17 protein-coding genes are annotated in these 24315 nt (G+C 36.8%); 6 read left to right on the top strand and 11 right to left on the bottom strand.

Features of this window, described 5'->3' with window-relative positions; translation table 11 throughout:
- Positions 1-70: 70 nt before the first annotated feature.
- The 8 genes from ACWNCI_RS02545 to ACWNCI_RS02510 form a co-directional block, all read right to left on the bottom strand.
- The gene (locus tag ACWNCI_RS02545; protein ID WP_449387065.1) at positions 71-1993 is read right to left on the bottom strand and encodes a M1 family aminopeptidase; all 1923 of its coding nucleotides are present in this window, start codon (positions 1991-1993) and stop codon (positions 71-73) included.
- Positions 1994-2078: 85 nt separating this feature from the next.
- Positions 2079-3551, bottom strand: a complete 1473-nt coding sequence (gene dacB, locus ACWNCI_RS02540) for a D-alanyl-D-alanine carboxypeptidase/D-alanyl-D-alanine endopeptidase (protein WP_449387064.1) — start codon at positions 3549-3551, stop codon at positions 2079-2081.
- Positions 3552-3710: 159 nt separating this feature from the next.
- Entirely contained in the window at positions 3711-6158 is a 2448-nt protein-coding gene (gene priA, locus ACWNCI_RS02535) for a replication restart helicase PriA (RefSeq protein ID WP_449387063.1), read from the bottom strand.
- A 257-nt stretch (positions 6159-6415) separates the two neighbouring features.
- On the bottom strand, positions 6416-7324 hold the full coding sequence (locus ACWNCI_RS02530) for an AEC family transporter (RefSeq protein ID WP_449387062.1): 909 nt from the start codon (positions 7322-7324) through the stop codon (positions 6416-6418).
- Positions 7325-7346: 22 nt separating this feature from the next.
- The gene (locus tag ACWNCI_RS02525; RefSeq protein ID WP_449387061.1) at positions 7347-9836 is read right to left on the bottom strand and encodes a beta-mannosidase; all 2490 of its coding nucleotides are present in this window, start codon (positions 9834-9836) and stop codon (positions 7347-7349) included.
- Positions 9837-10043: 207 nt separating this feature from the next.
- Positions 10044-10706 (bottom strand): copper homeostasis protein CutC, encoded by a 663-nt coding sequence (locus ACWNCI_RS02520; protein WP_449387060.1) that lies wholly within the window; start codon positions 10704-10706, stop codon positions 10044-10046.
- 104 nt (positions 10707-10810) lie between these two features.
- Entirely contained in the window at positions 10811-11806 is a 996-nt protein-coding gene (locus ACWNCI_RS02515; RefSeq protein WP_449387059.1) for an isoaspartyl peptidase/L-asparaginase family protein, read from the bottom strand.
- A 22-nt stretch (positions 11807-11828) separates the two neighbouring features.
- A complete protein-coding gene (locus tag ACWNCI_RS02510; protein ID WP_449387058.1) occupies positions 11829-14081 on the bottom strand; it encodes a family 20 glycosylhydrolase in 2253 nt (750 codons plus the stop codon).
- 348 nt (positions 14082-14429) lie between these two features.
- Here ACWNCI_RS02510 and ACWNCI_RS02505 point away from each other — a divergent pair, with 348 nt between their 5' ends.
- Entirely contained in the window at positions 14430-15110 is a 681-nt protein-coding gene (locus ACWNCI_RS02505; RefSeq protein ID WP_346985671.1) for an outer membrane beta-barrel protein, read from the top strand.
- A gap of 103 nt (positions 15111-15213) precedes the next feature.
- On the opposite strand, the gene ACWNCI_RS02500 is transcribed toward ACWNCI_RS02505, so the two are convergent.
- A complete protein-coding gene (locus ACWNCI_RS02500) occupies positions 15214-15867 on the bottom strand; it encodes a CoA transferase subunit B (protein ID WP_449387057.1) in 654 nt (217 codons plus the stop codon).
- Between the two features lie 133 nt (positions 15868-16000).
- A complete protein-coding gene (locus ACWNCI_RS02495; RefSeq protein WP_449387056.1) occupies positions 16001-16705 on the bottom strand; it encodes a CoA transferase subunit A in 705 nt (234 codons plus the stop codon).
- Positions 16706-16876: 171 nt separating this feature from the next.
- Between ACWNCI_RS02495 and ACWNCI_RS02490 the strand changes: the two genes are divergently transcribed.
- Positions 16877-17254, top strand: coding sequence for a DoxX family protein (locus ACWNCI_RS02490; RefSeq protein ID WP_346985673.1), 378 nt, complete (start codon positions 16877-16879; stop codon positions 17252-17254).
- 192 nt (positions 17255-17446) lie between these two features.
- Here ACWNCI_RS02490 and ACWNCI_RS02485 read toward each other — a convergent pair whose 3' ends face one another.
- Positions 17447-20185, bottom strand: a complete 2739-nt coding sequence (locus ACWNCI_RS02485) for a fibronectin type III domain-containing protein (protein ID WP_449387055.1) — start codon at positions 20183-20185, stop codon at positions 17447-17449.
- 289 nt (positions 20186-20474) lie between these two features.
- On the opposite strand from ACWNCI_RS02485, the gene rplS reads away from it, so the two are divergent.
- The 4 genes from rplS to ACWNCI_RS02465 all read left to right on the top strand — a co-directional run bounded on the left by rplS (position 20475) and on the right by ACWNCI_RS02465 (position 24305).
- Positions 20475-20831, top strand: a complete 357-nt coding sequence (rplS, locus tag ACWNCI_RS02480) for a 50S ribosomal protein L19 (protein ID WP_007846341.1) — start codon at positions 20475-20477, stop codon at positions 20829-20831.
- A gap of 185 nt (positions 20832-21016) precedes the next feature.
- Complete coding sequence (locus ACWNCI_RS02475; RefSeq protein ID WP_449387054.1) at positions 21017-22738, top strand: cellulase family glycosylhydrolase; 1722 nt, start codon at positions 21017-21019, stop codon at positions 22736-22738.
- 247 nt (positions 22739-22985) lie between these two features.
- Entirely contained in the window at positions 22986-23864 is an 879-nt protein-coding gene (gene bla-A / locus ACWNCI_RS02470) for a CGA/CIA family class A beta-lactamase (RefSeq protein WP_449387053.1), read from the top strand.
- Between the two features lie 30 nt (positions 23865-23894).
- Positions 23895-24305 carry a hypothetical protein gene (locus ACWNCI_RS02465; RefSeq protein WP_449387052.1) on the top strand — a complete coding sequence of 137 codons (411 nt, stop codon included), beginning with the start codon at positions 23895-23897 and terminating at the stop codon, positions 24303-24305.
- Positions 24306-24315: the final 10 nt, after the last annotated feature.

Raw genomic sequence — 24315 nt, 5'->3', positions numbered from 1 at the left:
ATTTAAAACAATAATAAAAAAACCTTCAGAAATTCTAAAGGTTTTTGAAGTTACATTAGATTTTAAAGATTTATTTCTTTAAAAACTTCACATTCTTATCATTAATTTTGAAAATGTAAGTCCCCGGAACCAATTCTGAAATACTGATTGATTTTTCCGGCTGGTAAGTTCCTTTTTTTACAAGCTTTCCATCTATAAAATAAATTGTGAAATCTGTTGCCTTATTAACTCCTTTAAGATGTATTTCACTTTTGGCAGGATTCGGATATAATGCAAATTCGTCCTTATTGACATCGCCCGTTCCCAAACTGCTATCCTGAGTAACGGTAGAACTTTTCTCAACAATCTGATAATCATAATTAAATTCCACACTTGCCACCGGAAAATTGACGGTTTGGGTGAAATACTGATTATTCGAAGTATTATTTAATGCAAAATAAGCAACCTGTCCTGCGGTTCCGTTTACTTTTATCGGCAAAGGCAATTCAAAAAAGCTTACTGTTGGACTGCTTTGAATTTGAGAAGCCTTAAATGTCAATGTATTTCCAGTTTGTTTCCAGCGGATGTCGTAGGTAGGATACCCTTGTCCGTAGATCCAGTCATTAAAAAACTCTGTAAAATCCTGACCTGTGGAAGTTAATAAAGAAGCATTAAAATCCTGCGTTCTCACATAATTATATGCCAGCGCGGGTCTTGCATGATATTCTTTAATAGCCTGATAAAAAGCTGTATCTCCCAAAATCCATTTTAGCATTCTTAATACATACGCTCCTTTGGCATAAGATAATCTCCCACTAAATATCATTCCGACACTTCCTAAATTAGCATCTGCCACATATACACTTCCGCCCGGTGAACTTGTAATGTAATCTTTTTGGCCTAAAAGATAATTTCTAAACTCATTATTCGTCATCAAAAGCTTTTCATTGGCTAAATGCTCCCCGAATGTTGCAAAACCTTCATTGAGCCAGATGTCATTCCAGGCACCACAGGTTACTTTATCACCAAACCACTGATGGGCAAGTTCGTGAGCAATAAGCCCTCTGCCCCATGATCCCAAAGAAGACATAGTCTGGTGCTCCATTCCGCCGCCGGCCTGAAACTCCATGTGTCCGTATTTTTCATTCCGGAAAGGATAAGGCCCGAAATAGGTTTCAAAAGTATCCATCACCGTTTTGGTCCAGTTTATATTACTCATATTGGTGGTATTAGATGCTGTTGAAGGAAAAACATAGTTTATAAAAGGAAAAGGTGGATTTCCCATCGTATCGTTCAGTTTAACGAAATTGGTCACTGAAAGAGCAATGAGATACGCAGCCGTAGGATATTCTGTTCTCCAGAATGTTCGTTTTTGTCCGTTTCCAAGAACTGTTTCAGACATTAATTTTCCGTTGGCAGCAACATTGTACTGAGAAGGTGTAGTAACTTTTATATCAAATCTTTCAATTTTATCATTTAAGCTCTGCTTGGTCGGAAACCAGTCCTGAGCACCATAGGGTTCGCTCAGCGTTGATAAAACAGCTGTTCCGCTTTGAGTTCCGTTAAAAAATGCATTATTTGCTGCAGTCGGCTGCCCTGAATAATTGATGGTAAGAGAGTCCAAAACATTGGCCGCAATTGAAGAAGCAAAATCAATTCTTACCTCTTTGGTACTCAGTTGTTGAAAATTGAGACTATTCCCGTGATAAACAACTTGCGAAACCGTCATCTCATCATCCAGATCAAAATAAATACTATTCATATTCTGGTTCGGCTTAAAATGAGAGGTCACAGATCCGGAAATATTATAAACAGCAGGATCTATAGAAACATCCATTCTCTGATATTGCAGATCATAATTAAGAGTGTTAGGGTTGGTATTTCCCACAGCCATTTTATTGGCAAATGACTTCATTTCTTTGGCAATCAAGCCTTTCTTTTCAACATTATCGTTTTGAGCGTAAGAATGCTGAAATGCAAGTACACTCAAAAGCAAAAAATAAAATTTTCTCATATGTAACAAAAATTATGTCAAAGATATAAAAAAACCTTTCAATCATTGATCAAAAGGTTTATATCTTAATTAAATTTTAATAATTCTATAAATCTAAAGCAGGTTCAAGAATTTTCTCCATTCTCTTCTTAACCATATCTACCGATCCTGCGTAATTGTTGACCATCAAAGAGAAAACTAAAGTTTTCCCAGTGTTGGTTTTCATGTATCCTGCCAAAGTTTTTACTTTATTTAAAGTTCCTGTTTTTGCAAAAACCTGTCCGTTTCCAAGGCCGTTAAACATTCTTTTCAATGTTCCTGACTGACCTCCAACCGGCAAAGAATTCAGATATGTTTTATAAAATTTTTCATCCATTAAGGATGTTAAAAACTTTGCCTGAGCAATCGGCGTTACGTTATTACTTCTTGAAAGTCCGCTACCGTCGATATAATTTAAACCGATCATATCAAAACCCTCATTTTTAAGGTGTTCCGTTACAACTTTTCTTCCTGACTCAGTTGTCTGATCTCCTAAACTCTGAAATCCTACTGTTTTTAAAAGCGCTTCAGCCAGACCATTATCACTGTGCTGATTGGTATAATAAATGATATCGCTTAAAGTAGGAGATTTATAGGTTGAAATCAGCTTTCTGCCTTCAGGATTGGCATCTGTCATTTTTGGAGTTACTTTTCCGGTAACCGGAATTCCTGTTTTCACCAATGTTGTTCTGAAGGTATTGGCAAGATAAGCCGGAGCGTCGGGTAACTTTGTGGTCAAAATTGGATCCCCTTCGTACTTATCAGCATATACCATCTGATGGTTGTAAGGAGAAACGTAGAAGAACTTTTTTTCTGTAGAGAAATTGCTTGTTTTTTTAACGATCAGCTTTTCATTTGCCGGATTGATCTCGCGGGTAGTACCGACAGGCAGATAATAATTATTGTTCTCCAGCCAAACAACATTTTCCGGAAGCCTTGAAATATTGCCTTTGAAAAGCGCTGTCTGGATGATAATATCACCATTTACCTTTTTGATTCCTTCACGGGAAAGACCTTCTTTAAAATCTGAAACAATTTCTTTATATGTCCATGCGCCTCCTTTATTGGTCCCTAAAGACGGATCACCACTTCCAATGATATAAAGATTTCCGTTCAGAACTCCATTCTCATCAACACTTCCTGAGTATTCTAACTGCGTATTCCAACGGTAATTTTCACCCAGCATGCTCATTGCTGTTTCGGTGGTGAGTAATTTTGTCGTGGAAGCAGGAACTAAAGGCGTATTTTCATTATACGAAGAGATTACTTTCTTCGTTTTCGGGTCGTACACTACGAATCCCCAGGTTGCATTTTTCAGCACCGGATCGGTCATCATTGTGTTTACATTAATATCTACAAGCTCTTTGGGCGACAGAACTGCTTTTTCCACCATCGATGTTATCGGGGAGGGTAAGTTTAAACCACTGTTCGAATTGTCATAAGCCGGAGAATACAGAACTGTAGAAACGGTAGACTGGGCAAGAAAAAATCCTGAGGCCAACACCGCAACACTTGAAATATACTTTCTGAAATTTACCATCTATTTTTCATTTTGCTACAGTTTGGATAAATTAAAAATCAATGGGTTAAATTGAAAATTAAACTCCCAAACATATAATCAACGATCAAATGTAGAAAATATTGCTAAAAGTTAGTGTTAAGGCTTCTTATAAAACCCTATAAAATTTGTTAAAATTTGTTAAAAATCTACAAAAACATCTTTTTTAATGCTTTGGTATGCAGTAATTTCGTCAAATTCTCTCAGACTTGCTAACACCAGTTTTTTGTATTCATCATATTTTTTTCCTCTTGGAAGCTTAAGCATAATCTGAAACTGATAGAGATTGTTTAACCGGCTAATCGGAGATTTTTCAGGACCCAAAACACAGTCTTCGGGAAGATATTTTCTTAGAATAGATCCCAGAAACTGCGAAGCCCTGCTTGTTTTATCTTCTTTTCTGTGTTTAAGCTCGATCATGATAAGCTTTGTAAATGGCGGATAATGAAATTTCTGACGTTCCGTTAAAATGTATTTATAAATTTTTGCTGGATTATTTATTTTAATCAATTGAAAAACAGAATGATCCGGATTATAAGTCTGAATAATAATTTTCCCTTTTCCCGACACTCTTCCCGCTCTTCCGGAAACCTGTGTAATCAGCTGATATGCACGTTCTTCCGCCCTGAAATCCTGAACATACAGCAAAGAATCTGCTTTCGGGATAGCAACAAGCTCGATATGGTTAAAATCCAGTCCTTTGGAAATCATCTGAGTTCCTACAACAATATCGGTTTCACGATCTTCTATTTTTTCATATAATCTTTCGTAGGCAAATTTCTTTCTCATCGAATCGACATCCATCCGATCAACTTCATGATCAGGAAATAATTTTGAAACCTCTTCATGGATCTGCTCTACGCCTACGCCCCGTTCATTCAAATTTTCGGAATAACATTTCGGACAGGTTTTCGGTTTGGAAGCTCTTTGACCACAGTAATGGCATTTCATTTCATTGGCAGCCTTATGATACGTCATCACTACATCACAATTGGAACAGTAATTCACATATCCGCAGGTTTCACATTCTACAACATTGGCATAACCACGGCGATTGTGAAGAACAATAACCTGATTTTTATCTTCTAAAACTTTTTTAATTTCATCGATTACTTGTAAAGAAAAATTTCCGGAAACTTTTTTGGAATCCTGAGCTTCCTTAAAATTGATTAGTTCGTATTCCGGAAGATTGACATTCCCGAAACGTTCTTCAAGAAAAACATAGGCCATTTTATCTTTCCTTGCATTGTAATAACTTTCGACAGAAGGCGTCGCAGAACCTAAAATGACGTTAGCCCCATAAAAACTCCCAAGAACAAGTGCTGCATCTTTCGCATTAAAATAAGGTGAAACTTCACGCGGCCTGTACGCCGAGTCATGTTCCTCATCAACCACGATCAGCCCCAGATTCTGAAACGGTAAAAACAAAGCATTTCTTGTTCCGACAAGGATGCTGATATCATTTTGCCTGATTCTCCTCCACACTTCAACCCTTTCAAAATCAGTTAATTTCTGATGATAAAAACCAAGCTTTCGTCCGTATTTCTTTTCTAATCGTTGGGTGATTTGTTTGGTCAGAGAAATTTCCGGAAGTAAAAACAGTACGTTTCTTCCTTCGTTAATGCACTCTTCTATTTTCTCTAAATAAATATGAGTTTTTCCAGAAGAAGTCACTCCATGCAGCAGCACATTTTTTCCTTCTTCAAAGGCTTCATCAATCTCTTCTTTTGCCGCTTTCTGTGCTTCGGAAAGTTCCTCAATCTCTTCAATTTCTCCTTCGTAGCTTTGAAGGCGGTCTTTCTGAACATAATATTCTTCAACAAGATTTTTATCCAACAAAGCTTTAAAATGAGAACTTCCAAAATAACCATCTTCAAAAAGTTCTGATTTTTTAATGAGAATATCCGGATGCTCGGTCTGCTTTTCGAGAATATGTAAGAAAAGATCTTTCTGCTTTTTGGCTCTGCTTAATTGTAAAAGTATTTCAGTTAAATGTTGATTCTTTAAAACCTCATCATTAATTTTAACATAGGCCACTTCTTTTGCCTTATACTTTTCCGCGATTTTTTCATCGATCTCAATGTACTGAAGATCAATCAGCGAATTGATGGTTTTTATAATATCTTTTTTCGGAATGAAAGCTTCAATATCCGTTAAATTGATGAGCTGGCGTACTTCCAAAGCCTGGATAAGGTACATTTCATTGACATCCAGAATTTCAAAATCAACCGCAATATTGGGTTTCAGCTTTAAATAAGTTTCACTTTCCAGCTTTAAGGAAGACGGAAAAGCAAAACGGTAAATTTCTCCAAGTCCGCACAAATAATAGTCTGAAAGCCAGTTCCAGAATCTGATCTGCCCTTCCGGAACAATGGGTTTTTCATCAAGAATACTGATGACTTCTTTTGCTACAAAATTTTCGGGAGCCAGATCGTGAAGCTCAAAAACGATTCCCGTATAAATTTTCTTTCCTCCAAAGGGCACCAGGACGCGCATTCCAACTTCGATCTGAGGAATCAGGTCTTCAGGAACTTTATAGGTGAAAGATCCTTTTAAATTTAATGGTAAAACAATTTGGGCGTAATTCAAGGGAAATATTTAAACTGTAAAATTAATTTTTTCTTTTGTGAACTGCAATTTTTTTATCAGGTCATTACGATGAATGAAAGTGATTAAGCAATTTTTTTTAACGCAGAGAAACGCAAATTTTTTGATATTTTTACTGGATATTTTTCGTTCGCAAAGGCGTTTCACTAAGCGAAGACATGAAAATTTACCTCTTGGATTCATTCCAACATAGCTTCCTAAAAATATAATAATGAGCAGTTGGTAATGGTAATATTGATTTAGAAAAAATATTCAATAATTTCATACCATATTGCAGAAGTGAAAAGTCCAATGATAATACTGAAACCTATCGTGAGATTGGTGAGTTTTGTATTTAACCTGAACTGCTCAGCGATAATGCTGGAGGTAAGAACGGTAGGCATGGCTGCTTCAAAAATAGTGATTCTGACGATATCGCCTTTTATGCCTATTAAAAGTGCAAAACCAAGCGTGATGGCCGGCGCCAGAACGAGTTTGTAGAGCATTGAAACAGACATTTGGGGGATAAGCTTTTTCCACCCGTTGAATTTCAATTGTAATCCCACTGAAAACAACGCCAGCGGACTTACGGTAGCCGCAAGTTTATCAAAAACCGGTTCTGCCCAGCTGAAATCGATGAACTGAGATAATACTAATGCCGAAACACAACCTATTAACGGAGGAAAAGTGATCAGCCTTTTCAGGATAAATTTCGCACTCACTTTTCCGGATGTGCTTCCTCCTTTTACAGCCGCAATAATTCCCAGTGTGGACAGTGCAAAAAACATCGTCTGATCGCAGATTACTGCAATACTCAGTAAACTCTCTCCATAAAAAGCAGTGACCAGCGGAAAACCGATGAATGAGGTATTGCTGTAACTGCTTATCAATTCCATCGTACTTCTCGACCGTCTGGAATAGCCTTTTGCTCTGCTGTAAAACATGATAAACAGAAATCCAAAAACCGATATCAGAAAAGTCGCTACAATAGGAAAAAGCATTTCGACCGTCCAGTGTATGTAAGGAAGATATTTGAAAGATACCGCGGGAAGTGCCAGATAGAGAATCCAGGTATTGATTCCTTTATGGGCATCCGGATGGATAGATTTTGTTGCTTTTAGAACCATTCCTGCTACAATACAAATCGCAATCAGAACAAAATTTATCATAATTTGAAATTATGATGCAAATTTACGGATTCATTGTATCCCAGAGGCTCATTACCTCAATTTTTTCCAGAGGTTTTGAAAGTTTAATTCTCTTTGAAGTTCCGGGAAGTAAATCAAAAAAATTGTCGCTGAAATGTACATCACCAATCAAATACACATCTTTCGCCAACACATCCGTGGAAACTTCGATTTCAGTAACCGAGATTTTCTTAATCTTAATATTTGGCTTTGTAAGCTTTAAATCTTTTGGCTTTGAGAAGAAATAATTGCTTTCTGTTATAATATTATTTTCTTTGTCTTTTAACATTAAATGTAAAAAAATTTCATTTCTGTCTGCATCTCCTATGATTTCTTCCAACGAAAAAGAATCAAATTTCAGCACTCCGTTGGATTCCAAAGTTTTGGTATCTGCCTTTCCTCCTGAACCTTTTTTCTCACCATTCAAGGTCATGATATCAAAATCTAATGATGCATTCTCGAATGTTTTCAATTTATCATTAATTACATAAATGTTTAAAACCTCGTCTTTCTCCTCCGGTAAAATCACCTGATTTTCAAAGCTTCTTTTCACTTGGTAATGCAAGGCTTTCCAACTTCCCAGGTAATCAATCGACGACCATGATACCACCGGCCAGCAATCATTCAGCTGCCAGTACAAAGTTCCCATATTGTAAGGTTTTGCACGACGGTGAGCTTCAATAGCAATCTGCATTCCGCGAGCTTGCAGCAGTTGAGAGACATAATTGTATTCCACAAAATCTGTCGGAACTTTATAATCCCGTTTCATATAATTGTCGATAATTTCCCAACCTCTTACATGTTTTTCGTGTGCTTTGATGGTTCCGTTCTGTACATTCAAATCAGGCTTACCTGAAAACATGGATTTCATAGTTTCCAGGGTCGGCATTCCCTGAAAACCATATTCAGAAGCGAAGCGCGGAACTTTTTCATTATATATTTCAAACGGCTGCTCGCCCCACCAGACTCCCCAGTAGTGGGAATCTCCCTCGGTTAAACTTTCTGTGTGTCCCCAACCGATAGACGGTGAGCTGGGCCAGTAAATATCTTTACCTTTTGCAGCATATTTTTTAATCGCATTCGGAATGACTTCATGAAAAATTTTCTTATAATCTTTCCAAACCTGCACCGAGTCTTCTTTTGAATACTTAAATTGTTTCTGATATCCCCAGTTGACAATTGCTTCATCGACTTCATTGTTTCCGCACCATAAAGCCAACGATGGATGATTCTGAAGTCTTTCAATCTGATCTTTCACTTCCAGTTCAACGTTTTCCTGAAAGTCTTCATCAGCCGGATAGAAGCTTCCTGCAAACATAAAATCCTGCCAGACCAAAATTCCATTTTCATCGCAAGCTTTGTAGAATTCATCATCTTCATAAATCCCACCTCCCCAAACGCGAATCATATTCATATTGGCATCTTTACAGTCTTTGATGAGTTTCCTGTATTTTTCTTTTGTCATTCTCGGGTAAAAACTGTCACCAGGAATCCAATTCGTTCCTTTGGCGTACATTGGTTTTCCATTCACTTTAAAATAAAAAGACTTTCCTTTGGCATCTTTTTCCTGAATCAGTTCAACGGTTCTCAGCCCAATATATTCTGATTTTTCGTCAATGATTTTTGAATTTTTCTGTAAAGAAATTTTCACATCATACAAATTTTGTTCTCCCCATCCATTAGGCTGCCAAAGTTTTGGGTTGTTGATATGATAAGGAATTGATAGGGTATTTAATCCTTTTTTTAAAGTAAATTCCTGAGATTTACCGTTGACTGAAATGTTGTATTTACCTTCTCCATCAACAAAAATTTCTGTATAAATATTTAAATCCGCTCTTGTTGACGTTAGTTTTTTCTGTTCTATTTTAATGTTTTCAAATTTCACCAGATTCCAATATTCCAGTTTTACATCCTTCCAGATTCCTGCTGTTACCAGTCTTGGTCCCCAGTCCCAACCGAATTGATATTGTGCTTTTCTCACAAAACTTCTTGGTGATTCGGGTGTAATAAAAGGAACTTTTTGTGCTAATTCTTTTCCGGCATTTACGGAAGATTTGAATTTAATCTGTAAAAAATTTTCGCCTGTTTTTACATATTTCTTAACCGGAATAGTCCATTTCCGGAACATATTGTCTGTCTTTTTCAACAGCTTTCCATTTAAATATATTTCGGAAAATGTATCTAAACCAAGAAATATAAGATCAATATTTTCGTTCTGCAGTTCTTTTGAAGAAATTGTAAATTTCGTCTGATAATCCCAGTCTTCATTTTCTACCCACTGCACTTTTTTCTCATTTTCGTCTTTATACGGATCGGGAATCACGCTGTTCTTCATTAAATCCAAATGAACAGTTCCCGGCACCGTTGCGGACATCCATTTTGTTTCTTTTGCATTTTTAAATTGCCATTTTTCAGACGATAAATTTCGCTCAGAAAATTGTGCGCTAATGAAAAGCTGAATAAATAGGAAGGAAAAAAGTAGAATTTTGTTCATTAATGGGTGTATTTAATTTAATGAAATTTTTAAACGTTGAATTTGTCATCCTGGAAGGATCTAAATGGTTGAAAGAAAGCTTATTTTTTTATTGAAATTACTTTTTCGTTTTTTAAACTATTTTCACAGACTGTAAGGCTTCTCAGAAAATAAATCTTTTAATACTATTGTTTAGATTCTTTCAGAATGACAATCTGTATAATATACTTATTTACTTTTTAAAGCAATAATCTCGTCCGCACTGGCAAAAGCACCACCATCAGTAATCGCAGAAGAATGAAAATAATTTGCTTTGGTGAAATTTCTAATTTTTTCAATATTTGTGGATCGAAGCCCGCCACCAATAAGAATTTCGATTCTTCCATCTGACAACTCCACCAATTTTTTCAGGTTTTCTTTCCCTTCCGAAACATTCGGTTTCTGCCCGGAAGTAAGGATTGTTTTAAATCCACATTCGATCACTTTTTCTAATGAATCTTCCAGATCTCTGGCTCTGTCGAATGCGCGGTGAAACGTGCAGGGGTAAGGTTTTGCCAGTTCAACCAATTCCTTATTCTGCTCTACATTGACCTCATCATTTCCATTTAAAATTCCAAAAACGAAACCGTCAACATGTAAAGATTTTAATTGAATCAAATCTGATTTCATTTCCTCAAATTCTATCCCCGAATACGTAAAGTTTCCGCCACGAGGACGTATCATCACAAAAATAGGAATGTTGATCTTTTCCCGAAGTTGCCTTACCGTTTCAAAATTTGGAGTAGTTCCGCCTTCGCTTAATCCGTCGCACAATTCTATGCGGTCGGCCCCGTTTTCAAATGCAATGATGGCTGATTCCGGGTTAAAGCAGGCTATTTCTATGTTGGACATTTTAGGTTTAGGTTTAGGTTTAGGTTTAGGTTTAGCAAAATTAATTTCTAATTTCTAATTTCTAATTTCTAATTTCTAATTTCTAATTTCTAATTTCTATAAAATTATTTTAGAGCAAATCCGGGTTTTTCCAGACGGTTACCTTTCTGGTCGTAAACGGCAAAATTGAATCCGTCCTGAATACAATACGAGCCATATTCCCCTTTTTTATTAATCGCAATAAAACCCACCTGAATATCTTTCAGATTTTTGTTTCTTCTTTTGGTAATCTGTACAATTCTTTCCACCGCTTCTTTACAAGCCTGCTGCGGGTTTCTGCCCTGTCTCATTAATTCCACTACTAAATGGGTTCCGACAGTTCTGATCACTTCTTCCCCATGACCTGTAGCCGTTGCCGCTCCGACTTCATTATCCACAAATAATCCAGCTCCGATGATTGGCGAATCTCCTACTCTTCCGTGCATTTTGAATGCCATTCCGCTGGTGGTGCATGCCCCGGAAAGATTTCCCTGAGCATCCATTGCGATCATGCCGATAGTATCGTGATTTTCAATATTGACAATCGGCTGATATTTACTGTCTTTAAGCCAATCTTTCCATTCTTTTTCTGATTCTGGAGTCAGAAGATTTTCTTTTTTAAAACCCTGGGAAACCGCAAACTGCAAAGCTCCATCCCCAACCAGCATTACATGCGGTGTTTTTTCCATTACTGCTCTGGCTACAGAAATCGGATTTTTAATATTTTCCAGGCAGGCTACTGAACCAATGTTGTAATTTTCATCCATGATGCAGGCATCCAGCGTTACTCTTCCGTCTCTGTCAGGACGCCCGCCGTACCCAACACTTCTTTCATTAGGATCATCTTCTACAAGCCGTACACCTTTTTCCACTGCGTCTAAAGCTCTGCCTCCTTTTCCTAAAATGGTCCAGGCTTCTTCATTGGCTTTCAATCCGAAATTCCAGGTAGAAATAACAATAGGCTTATTGATTATTTTGTTGTCGTTTTCAGGTGATTTTTTGCCGAAAAGATCGAGAGGATTCAACAATAATGCGGACGATGCGATGGCTGTATTTTTTATAAATTTTCTGCGTGAGTTCATATGTCTTTAAGGTTGAGGTTATTTAGTTTGCTCCGATTTCATCGACAAAAAGCCAGGCTTTTGAATCGGCACCGGGATTTCCGGCCGGAATAATTCCTGCATTTTCGATTTTTATTTTTACATATTTTGAATTCTGATTTCCTGCATTTAACCTGATTTTTCCCTTGGCAGAAAGGATTTCACCTTTTCCGATTTCTTTTACCATCTTAAAATCAGTTCCGTTATCTGAAACAAAAACCTGAGCGGATTTTGCAAAATGAATCCAGCTTCCTTTATTATCCAACGTATTAAAATAAACCTCTGAAAAAGAAATTTTCTGTCCAAAATCAATCGTAGCCACAACGTCTTTTCCCTGAAAGCCCAGCCAGGTTTTCCCTAGTTGTCTTGGGTTTCCGATAATCCCATCAATTAAAGTAAAAGCTCCTCCGAAAGAATAATTTTCGCTTGGCTGCTCTTCAAGTATTATCTTTTTTCCAGTGGTTTTTGATATCGTAAAAGTCTGTGATGAAATGGCACTTTTCAGTTCTCCATTTTCAAAATAAGCAGATTTTATCGTTAATGATTTTGAAACAGGAACAGGTTTTTGATAAGACGGAGAATTTACCGTAGGATCAGTTCCGTCCAACGTATAACGGATTCCATTTGGATCTTGAGAAGTGGAAAGCTCATAAGCAACACCATTATTACCGGAAATTACTTTCCCTGAAACATTATAAATACTTTTCGCATACTTCACGCCCATTTTATCCAACGTTTTGAATTCGTTGATGACCCTGCCTTCAAATTCTTTATAATTTTTAGGATCCGAGGTTCCCCATCCTACTTCCGAAAGTGCAAATAATCTGGGAAAAATCATATACTGAACCTGTTTAAAATCAAGAATATATTCTGTCCAGAGATTAGCCTGAACGCCTAAAATATATTTTGCCTCATCAGCATTTAATTCTTCAGGAATTGGGTTGTAAGAATATACTTTATCCAAAGGTGTAAAACCTCCGAAAGCATTGGGTTCAGTCGCAGGATCTCCCTGATAATGATCGAAATAACAGTAAGACCCGGGGGTCATTACGGCAAAATGGCTTGATTTTGCAGCTTCAACCCCGCCTTTAATTCCCGTCCAGCTCATGACCGCTGCATTTGGTGCCAAACCACCTTCCAGAATTTCGTCCCAGCCGATGATTTTTCTTCCTTTTGAATTGACATATTTTTCAATCCTGTGAATAAAATAGCTTTGTAAACCATGTTCATCCTTGAGATTATTTTTCTTTATTAATTCCTGACAGTGAAGACATTCTTTCCATCTTGTTTTGGGACATTCGTCGCCTCCGATGTGAATATATTTTGAAGGAAAAAGTGCGATGACTTCATCTAAAACATTTTCTAAAAACTGAAAAGTTTCGTCCTTCGGACAAAAAACATCATCAAAAACGCCCCATTTCGTAGCTGGCTCGAATGGTCCTTTTGTACAAGCAAGCTGAGGATAAGCAGAAAGCGCAGCCAATGCATGGCCCGGCATTTCGATTTCCGGAACAATGATTACATGCCTTTCCGTAGCATATTTCACAACATCTTTTATCTGTTCCTGAGTATAAAAATAAGGTCCGTAAGATTTTCCGTCGAAGGTATTGTCAACATACGCTCCGATCATGGATTCTTTACGTTTTGAACCAATTTGCGTTAATTTCGGGTACTTTTTAATTTCAATTCTCCAACCCTGATCATCTGTCAAATGCCAGTGAAACGTATTCAATTTATACATCGCCAGATAATCAATATATTGTTTAACCTCATCCACTGTGAAAAAATGACGGCAAACATCGAGGTGCATTCCACGCCAGGCGAATTTTGGTTCGTCTTCAATATTCATGGCGGGAATTTTTCCGGCGATTTTATACTGTTCTATTAACTGAATGAGAGTTTGCAAAGCCAGAAAATATCCCTGATCGCTGTTTGATCTTATTTCAATTCTTTTTGGTGAAATATTAATTGAATATTTTTCTTTTTGCTGATCGGCACCTTGCTGTGAAAGAAGCAGAGTATTAACGATATGAGCATCTTTTTTTACGGAACTGAATTTATAGGTTCCTCCAACCCGCTTTTTAAAGTATTCTGTTTCTTTTTTAGGAAGCTTTTCATCAAGCTTAAAATTTTGAGGAATAATAAATTCTCCTTTCAGAAATTCAACCTTTTGTGGATAAGGAATAAGGTTTAATCTGGTCTGAGAGCAAAAGAATGCCGAAAATAATATAGAAAATATCAGTAAAAACCGCTGCATTTTATGAGTTTAATATTAGGGCTAATATACTAATTTCTGAAAAGTTAAAAATGATTTAATATTCATAGAAAATTTTGTAAAAACATTAATCTGCATTTAGAAATCCGGATATGGAAAATCTTTGGTTCACTATACAAACAAACCAATGAAAATAATTCAAAATACAATAGTATAATTTTAATATTTACTAAAACACACACCTAATCTACTGTAAATTTAAAAACAAAATTTTTATTTTTTAACAGAAATGATAAATATCAAAAGTGACAAATGTCATTGAAAAACCATCACAAAAAATGTTAAACCAAAGTAAATTTGATCTCGTTAAACAAACAAAATCTAGGAACTATGAGAAAATTATTATTAACCAGTTTTGTGGTAATAATGGGATTATGCAACGCTCAAACAAAACAGGAAGGTTTAAAAGGGACCTGGTTTGCTACAGCTCAAATCGGTTATCAAAGTACAAATGACGGCTCAGAAAACGGTAAATCGTCCAGCACAACAATTTTGCCTCTTGCCGGGTATTTTATAGGTCCGTCTACTGCTGTAGGAGTTGCTGTAGGGAATATTGGAGTAAAATCGACCAATCAGTTTGCCGACAATGTTACTTTAAAAACCAATCTGCTAGTAGTGGAGCCTCTCGCAAGAAAATACTGGAACATCCATGGGGGGTTATTTTTCTTCGGACAACTTGCGGTTCCCATCATTTCAGGGAAAACAAAAGTAACAGCAAATGGACAATCCGTACCGGACAGCGATATCAAAGTAAACCAGATCGGACTGGCTTTATCAGGAGGTTTAGATTATGTGCTGACAAAACATTTTACGGTAGAATTCTCTTATAATCTGGCCAATCTCTCTTATACAACGATTAAAAATTATCCGGGAACAACAAAAGATATTAAAACAACAGATTTTTCATTAGCCCACGTAGCTACGGTAACGCCGGATTACAACAAGGCAGTACTCGGACCCAACGGAAATGCAATTTCTACATTATCTTTCGGGTTTAAATTTCTATTCTAAAAACACATTGAATATCACATCTTCATGATTGAACTTTAAGAATATAATACTTTTTCTAAAAAAAGCTGTTTCAATTTTTCTTTGAAACAGCTTTTGTTTTTATTTAAAACTGCATTTCAGGAATTTCTCCTTCAATAATCAGATCAGCTTCTGTTGATTTTATAATATGTTCTACGGAAACTCCCGGAGCTCTTTCAACCAGTTTGAATCCGGAAGGAGTGACATCCAATACCGCCAGTTCCGTTACCACTCTTTTTACGCAGTTGACCCCCGTTAAAGGAAGCGTACACTTTTTCAGAATTTTGCTTTCTCCGGCTTTGTTAACGTGCATCATGGCAACGATAATATTTTCCGCAGAAGCTACGAGATCCATCGCGCCGCCCATTCCTTTCACCATTTTTCCGGGTATTTTCCAGTTGGCAATATCTCCGTTTTCGGAAACTTCCATGGCTCCGAGAATGGTAAGGTCTACTTTTTTGCTTCTGATCATCCCGAAACTGAATGCAGAATCGAAGAACGACCCTCCATCTAATATAGTAATTGTCTGTTTTCCGGCATTGATAATATCCGCGTCTTCTTCGCCTTCGTAGGGAAATGGCCCCATTCCCAACACTCCGTTTTCACTCTGGAATTCTACGTTGAGATTTTCCGGGACGTAATTGGCAACTAAAGTCGGGATTCCGATTCCAAGGTTTACATAATATCCGTCTTTCACTTCTTTTGAAATACGTTTTGCTATATCTTCTTTACTTAACATGGTAATAATTTGAAAATTTGTTTAATGAGTCAATCTGGAATTGACCTGTTTTTTTTAACCCAAAATACGTAAGATGTAAATAGTAAATTGCTTTACATTTAAAAGGCAAATTTTTCAGCAATTATCATCTTTATTAATGATCTCTCTTTCTTACGGTACGCTGTTCTATTCTTTTTTCAAATTTTTCACCCTTGAAAATTCTCTGGATCATAATTCCCGGAATGTGTATCTGATTAGGATCCAGCTCTCCCGGTTCAACCAATTCTTCCACTTCTGCAATGGTGATTTTTCCTGCACCAGCCATTGGATGATTAAAATTCCTTGCCGATCCTTTAAAGATAAGGTTACCTGCATGATCCCCTTTCCAGGCTTTTACAATGGAAAAATCTGCTTTGAATGCATGCTCCAGGATATGAGGTTTCCCGTCAAAATCTTTTACTTCCTTTCCTTCTGCCACTTCAGTTCCGAAACCTGCCGGTGTATAGAAAGCAGGAATTCCCGCCTGTGCTGCTCTGCATTTTTCCGCTAAAGTTCCCTGTGGAGTAAGCTCAACTTCAAGTTCGCCGGAAAGCATCTGTCTTTCAAACTCTGCATTTTCTCCAACGTAAGAAGAAATCATTTTTTTGATCTGTCGTTTTTTCAACAGCAATCCCAATCCAAAATCGTCTACTCCGGCATTGTTTGAAATACATGTAAGATCTTTTACATTACTCTCTACCAAGGCATTAATTGAATTCTCAGGAATACCGCAAAGCCCAAACCCGCCCAGCATCAATGTCATTCCATCTGTAATGCCATCAATGGCTTCCTTTGCATTTTTTACTCTTTTATCTATCATGAAATATTAGATTTTTCTGTTGGCCTAAATTTAATACTTTTTCTCATATCAGAAAGAAACAGCCAAGGATTTAGCATACTGCATTAATACGTCTTATCAGACAATGATTTATCATGGTCTGAATTTTGGTTAAGATATGCTACACCTTTTTATCATATTAAATTTATTATTATGGAAGCTAAAAACATTTCAAGAATTGCCTTAGGTGCATTTCTTATAACAGCAGGAATAGGACATCTCACTTTTGCGAGGAAAGAGTTTCAGGCCCAGGTCCCTGAATGGGTTCCTCTGGACAAAGATGATACGGTTGTTTATTCAGGAATTGCTGAAATAGCATTAGGAACAGCAGTCATTGCAACACCCAAGAAATACCGCAAAACAATGGGGAAAATTATAGCCGGATTCTTTGCTGCCGTTCTTCCCGGAAATATCGCACAATATAAAAACAGAAGAGATTCTTTCGGACTGAATACGGATAATCAGCGATTTGCAAGGCTTTTCATGCAGGCTCCGCTTATTGCGTGGGCATTGAAATCTACGGATGAATAATATAAAGCGGCAAAAATTAAAAATTTTTGCCGCTTCTTTTTTGATTAAATGTGAAATTAATTTCTTTAATACATATAAGATTGGACTGACATCCAATCCTGATATAGACCGTCCCTGCGGGACTCTTTCCGGATACTTTTAATATGGTAAATTTGCATTCAATCCTAACTAATCGTCTCGGGAATCTCTCGATTATTGAATAATCAATTTTAATGTAAATAATTTACGGGTATGAACTTTTACAAAATAGATTCCTTTCGGAAGATTTTCATTAACCAAAGAAAAACGTTGGTTATTAACATTTTTTGATTCATATAGCAAATCTCCGTTTGCTGAAAGCAATTCTATTTTTTCAATAGGATAATCACTTTTAATAAATGTCGGCTCGCCCGGTTTTGTTGGATTCGGATACAATACTACATTTTTCTCTGTACTTTTTGTTTCTTCTGTTCCTAATGTTGATCCGGTTACCTGAAACTGAACCCTGTTTGAAACTTCAGTATAAGAATCATTGGTAAACATCACCATGTAATAATTCCCCGGTGTTGCCGGAACTGCCGTTCCCTGAATAGTTTTTGTTCCCTGAGTAACGCCATCAAAATAAGTATAAGAAACAAAATTATCATCCGGAACCGTAACGCTTTGAGGGTAAATTCCCAGCCAGTCTTTGATGATTCCCGGAGAATCCGTCCATGACGCGGTAATATTTTCTCCTAAAGTATATACCGGTTTATTGGTCCAGAGTTCTGTTACAATATCTCCGACTTTGAAGAAAACTTTCTCTCCTACCGTGGTATATCCGTCTTCCAGAAAATACTGTGCATAATAATATCCTTTCGCAAGACCTGTGAAATTAAGGCTTCCGGAAGCTGTTGTCACATAGCTCCATTGTGTAGAATTTACATTTCCGGGAGTATGTCCCATTTTGTAGATGCCGATCCAGTCTTTTGTCAAATTTGGCCCATTTGAGAAATTAACAGTCACCGTTCCACCCACAGGATAAATATCAGCCGTAGTAGTTAATACGACTTTCGGGCCTACATAAAAACTTTTTCTTGGTGTAATTTCCGTATAGCCGTTATTGGCAAAAAAACCTGCAAAATACTGACCTTTAGTGGCGATTCCGTTCGGGAAAGTTGCTGTTCCTGCCGTCTGCCCGTTGGTATAAACATACGCCTGGGAAGTTACTGCAGTGGGATTCTGACCTTTTTTGTAAATTCCTACCCAATCCTGATTGTTCCCAGGCCCGTCTGTGAACGTTGCAACGATTGGTTCATTTTGTGTGTATTCGGTTTTATCCAGTGTAAATGTTGGATTCGATACAACACTTCCTGTAACCTCGAATTGTTTCGGATCGCTCCAGTCGCTCCACTCTAAATTTCTGTCTCTGTAACGAACTTTCACGTAATACGTTCCGTTTGTAATTGAATTTGCAGCAATGGTTGCTTTTGTGATATCAACACCTGCATTAAGATTCTTTGTGAGATCAGGAGTTCCGTTTCCGTCTTTGCCAAACCAGTTTTCGTAATCTCTGTACAATTCTTTTTCAATTACAGAAAAATCTGCCGCTTTACTAATAAGGAACTGCGTTGTATTTAACAATTCTCCGTTTGTGCTTGAAAATGCGCTTCCGTTCAATGTCAAAGGTAAAGTAACCGGCGCGGTAAATGTATTTGAAATCAAAGGCTTTGCAGGTTTCGGCTGATTTTTATATCTGTGGAAAGTATCAATGAGTTCATTATATTTTTTATGATAAACGCCTCCGATTGAATAGGATTCTACATCCACCTTTCCTGTATTCACATCAACTTCAACAATCTGGTAGGTCCAATCCGTTAATGTTTTCTGAACATCATCAAAATCCTGCTCCGTAGACATTCCCCAATACTGATCCCAGGCAACACCACCGGAAATGATCTGATAGTTCGGGGTATTTTTCAGCTGACCTCTGTGATATAAATGATGATGCGCTCCTACATGCATTAAATATTTTGAAGAAGTCGTCAGAAGCGGAACTGCATTATTTCTCACCCAGGTTGAAATATCGCCAACATATTGCTCAGCCTGATAGGGCCTGTGACTCAAAGAAATGATCCAGTCTACGGTAGAATCATTATTGGCTTCGTTAAGAATCTGCTGAAGCCAGGTCATCTGCGCTGATCCTGTATGCTCTGAGCTTAAGCTTATAAATAGAACATTTCCCGCCTGTTGAGCATAATAATTCTCATTCCCCGAAGTGATGTTTTTGTATTTTATCTCATCAATATAAAAATGAGCGTAATATGAATTCATTCCGAGGGTCCCATAAGTTTCATGATTTCCGACCGTGGTCTGTATCGGCAGATAAGGAGATAAATTAATATTCTTTTTAAAATGCACATTTTCATAATGGTCAAGTGTTCCTACATCCACCTGATCTCCCACCATGAAAGTGAGCGCAATATTATCAGAAGGATCCGAATCCGGGCCGAACTTTTCTTTCAGCTTTTTGTAAGCGTTTAAAGTTAAAGTATCATATCTTGGTTCTGCTTTGATCTGGTTATCTCCCATGATCAGAAAACGTATTTTACCGTTAGCAGTGACCGGCTGGCCCGGTAACGGAAGTGTTCTGAAATTGTAAACTGCAGATTCGCTGCTGCCGGTTTTTATTTTATAGTAATATTTTGTGTTCGGCTGCAGATTGGTGATCTTCGCTGTGTGGTAATAATAATTGTTGTTGTATCCCGTATCCGAGAAGATATTGGTAGTTCCGGTAAATGTCACGTTAAGATTGACCGGATTTGTTCCGTAAAAAACAGTCGTTTCGTTATTGGATGAAGTTTTCCAATTAACAATCATTGAGGTGGGTGTCGGATTCTGTAAATAAGGATACAGACTCTGCCCGAATGCCATCTGGACGGCAAAGCAAAAAAAGAATAGCAGTTTTTTCATGAGTAGTACAGTTTTATAGTAAATGTTTTAAATTATATTTGATAATTAAAAAGCTTATGAAGAGCTTTATCACCGCGCAAAAGTAGAATACTCATGTAAACTGTATCTGATGATAACTTCAAGGAAATATTAATTTTATCCCGGAAATTTTCTTTACTGTTTCATTATATTTAATATTAATTTATTTGGAATATTTGAAAAATGATTTGTATATTTGCAGCCTGTTATTCAACCTCTGACGAAGTCCGTGTAAGTTGCTTAGCTTTTAAACATTTTATTTTAATTAATAATGGATTTATTAAAGTACGTACAAGACAAGTACATTACAAAAAAAGAATTCCCTGAATTCAAAGCGGGTGATACAATCACTGTTTACTACGAGATTAAAGAAGGTCAAAAAACAAGAACTCAGTTCTTCAAAGGAACAGTTATCCAATTAAGAGGTACTGGTTCTACAAAAACTTTCACGATCAGAAAAATGTCTGGTGATGTGGGTGTAGAAAGAGTATTCCCTATTAACATGCCGGCTCTTCAGAAAATTGAAGTTGACAGAAGAGGTAAAGTTAGAAGATCAAGAATCTACTACTTCAGAGATCTTAGAGGTAAAAAAGCGAGAATTAAAGACGCTGCTTACAAGAAGAAATAATTCAGACAACAATAATACGAAAAGAGACTGTTTACATCTAAACAGTCTCTTTTTATTTTGGTGCAATCCAGAATTTTCATCCTGCGGAACTTTTTGAATTCTATTCAATAAATTTTAAATATATTTGTCATTATCAAATAACGATTCTCAAATAATCCCATAATATTTAAATAATTAAAATAAGTATGAAACGAGCCATCCTATTATCCGCTTTTTTATTGTCTCAATTTGGGACATCACAGCTTTTAAAAACGAACGGACAAAAGATCGTTAATGACAAAGGTGAAAATATACAATTAAGAGGCCTCGGTCTTGGAGGATGGATGCTTCAGGAAGGATATATGCTGAAAACGGCAGATTTTGCAGGTCCGCAATATAAAATCAAAGAAAAAATTGCTGAGCTTACCGGTGAAGACGGAATGAACGAGTTTTATAAAGCTTATCTCAAAAATGGAATCACCAAACAGGATATTGATTTTCTGAAGAAAGCAGGATTCAATTCAATCAGGCTTCCAATGCACTACAATCTTTATACGTTACCTATCGAAAAAGAACCTAAGAAAGGACAAAATACGTGGCTGGAAGAAGGATTTGAAATGACAGACGACCTCCTAAAATGGTGTGCCGACAACGAAATGTATCTGATCCTCGACTTGCACGCAGCCCCCGGCGGGCAGGGAAATGATGTGAATATTTCCGACAACGACAAGTCCAAGCCATCTCTTTGGGAAAGTGAGGAAAATCAAAAGAAAACCATCGCTCTCTGGAAAAAATTAGCAGAAAGGTATAAAGATGAGCCATGGATCGGAGGGTATGATCTCATTAACGAACCTAACATTAATTTCACAGGAAAAAATCCGAACGGAACCGATGAAATGTCGAACGCTCCTTTATGGAAACTACAGAAAGATATCACGGATGCCATCCGTACCGTTGACAAAAAGCACATCATTATTCTTGAAGGAAACGGCTGGGGAAATAATTATAACGGACTGACTCCACTTTGGGATGACAATATGGTCTTCAGCTTTCATAAATACTGGAATTATACGGATGATGCCACTATTAAGTTTGCATTGGATCTTCGTGAAAAACATAATATTCCGATCTGGTTGGGAGAAACGGGAGAAAATTCAAACGTTTGGTTCACGGAACTTATTCAGCTTTTGGATAAGCACAACATTGGTTACGCATTCTGGCCGATGAAAAAAATCGACAATATTGCAGGAATTACCAACGTAAAAATCACTCCGGAATATCAGAAGCTCTTGGATTACTGGAAAAATGGTGGCGAAAAACCATCAAAAGAATTCGTACGAAAAGCTTTAATGCAGATTGCAGACAATTATAAGTTCAGTAATGTGGAGATAAAAAATGATGTTATTGATGCGATGTTCAGGCAGACAAACGATTCTTCAACAAAACCTTTTAAAAATCTTCAGGCTCCCGGAAAAATTGCTGCAACAGATTATGATTTAGGGAGAATAGGCTCAGCCTATCTTGATAAAGATTTTGTCAATCTCTGGGTAAGTGACCCGGAAAAAAGATCTGAATGGAATTCCGGAAATCAGCTGAGAAATGATGGCGTTGACATCTATAAAACCGCAGACAATCAATATTACGTAGGAAAAACAGAAACCGGAGAATGGCTTAAGTACACGATCAATGCTAAAACTGAAAAATCTTATACTTTAGACATTAATTATGCGAGTAATTCTCCGGCAAAAATTAGGATTGAAGATGCTTCCGGAAAAGAGCTCGCGACAGTTCCATTACCTTCGACAGGAGGAAATGAAAACTGGAAAACCGTTTCTGCAAAAGGAATTAATCTTAAAAAAGGAGAGAACAAAATCCGTATTTATTTTGAAAACGACGGTGTGAATCTTAAATATTTAGAATTGAAATAAGAAAAAATCTTAAATTGCAAATCCCTTTTAGCTTCTAAGAGGGATTTCTTTTTAACTTTATTTAACCGCAAAAGAGAAAAAAAATAAAACTTTCAAAAGAATAAAAATCAAAGATTTTTAAAACTTAAGGGTTCTTTTTAACCTTATTTAATGATAAGCTTTAAATTATACTACTCAAAACTTTTCTTTCTTTTGCGGTAAAAAAGATTAAGCAGGTTTATCTTCAGTCAAGAAATTAAAAAATATTATGAAAAAAACAGGGTTACTATTTCTTTTGATCTCAGCATTCACATTTGCACAGGAATCAATTTTAGATAAAAAAATCAATTCAATCATCAAAGATAAAAATGCAACAGTCGGAATTTCCGTTCTGGGCTTTGAAAATGGTTTTAAATACAATAAAAATGCAGACAAGAAACTTCCGATGCAGAGTGTCTTTAAATTTCATATTGCAGCAACTGTTCTTGATTATGTCGATAAAGGGAAACTTTCTTTGCATCAAAAAGTTTTATTAGACAAAACCAATTTATTAGAAAACACATGGTCGCCGCTTCGAGAGAAATATCCCAACGGAGGCGTAGAAATTCCTTTGAGTGAAATTCTTGAATATACCGTTGCCAAAAGTGATAACAACGGCTGCGATATTATGCTGAAATTATTGGGCGGAACGCAAACCGTTCAGAAGTTTATGGATGTAAAGGGAGTAAAAGGGTTCCAGATTAAATACAACGAAGCGGAAATGCATAAAGACTGGAATATTCAGTATCAAAATTACAGCACAGCATGTTCTGCTACCGACGTCCTCAAAAAATTTTATGACGGAAAATTACTTTCTAAAAAATCTACAGATTATCTGATGAAAGTTCTATGGTCCACTTCTACAGGAAAAAATAAATTAATTGAGCAACTTCCGGAAAATACGCCCGTGGCAAGAAAAACGGGAGCTTCCGGAAAGAATAATGCGGGTCTGACGGGTGCAGAAAACGAAATCGGTATCATTACTTTACCCAATGGCAAGCATTATGCAATAGCTGTATTTGTCAGTAACTCAATGGAAACGGATGCAGTGAACTGCAAAATGATTTCAGATATTTCAAAGTCGGTCTGGGATTATTTTAATAAGTAAAAATTTAAGCTTAATTTTAAAACCATCAAAATGAAAAAAGTAGTATTAACAATAGCAATTTTCGGATGCACATTATTCTTTGCACAGAAAAGTGACAACTATCTCCAGATCGGATACGCAAGTGTATGTTGCGGAACTCCTTCTGATAAGCCTGTCATGGATTATTTGGCAAAGTTCCAAAAGCAAAGCAAGGTTAAAAATCTTGAAATTTATAAACAGAGCGGATTGGGAAGAGAAGGCGAATACAACCTGTATATTGGGACCGACGGACTTTCAAAAACTCAGAAGAATAATTTCATTAAAGGATTAAAAGCTGCGGTTGACAGCCAGAATAATGCACGAAGCAAAAACAGTGACGGAATAGTCAATTTTAATGAATCAGAAATTATAACAAAAGCGGACCTTTCCAAGGCAAGAAATGTAACGCCAATTAAAAAATAAAATAATAAAA

It is taken from the genome of Chryseobacterium lineare (genome assembly GCF_977014045.1).
Note: the sequence above shows the minus strand (reverse complement) of the source record. Positions and strands in the feature narration are given on the sequence as shown.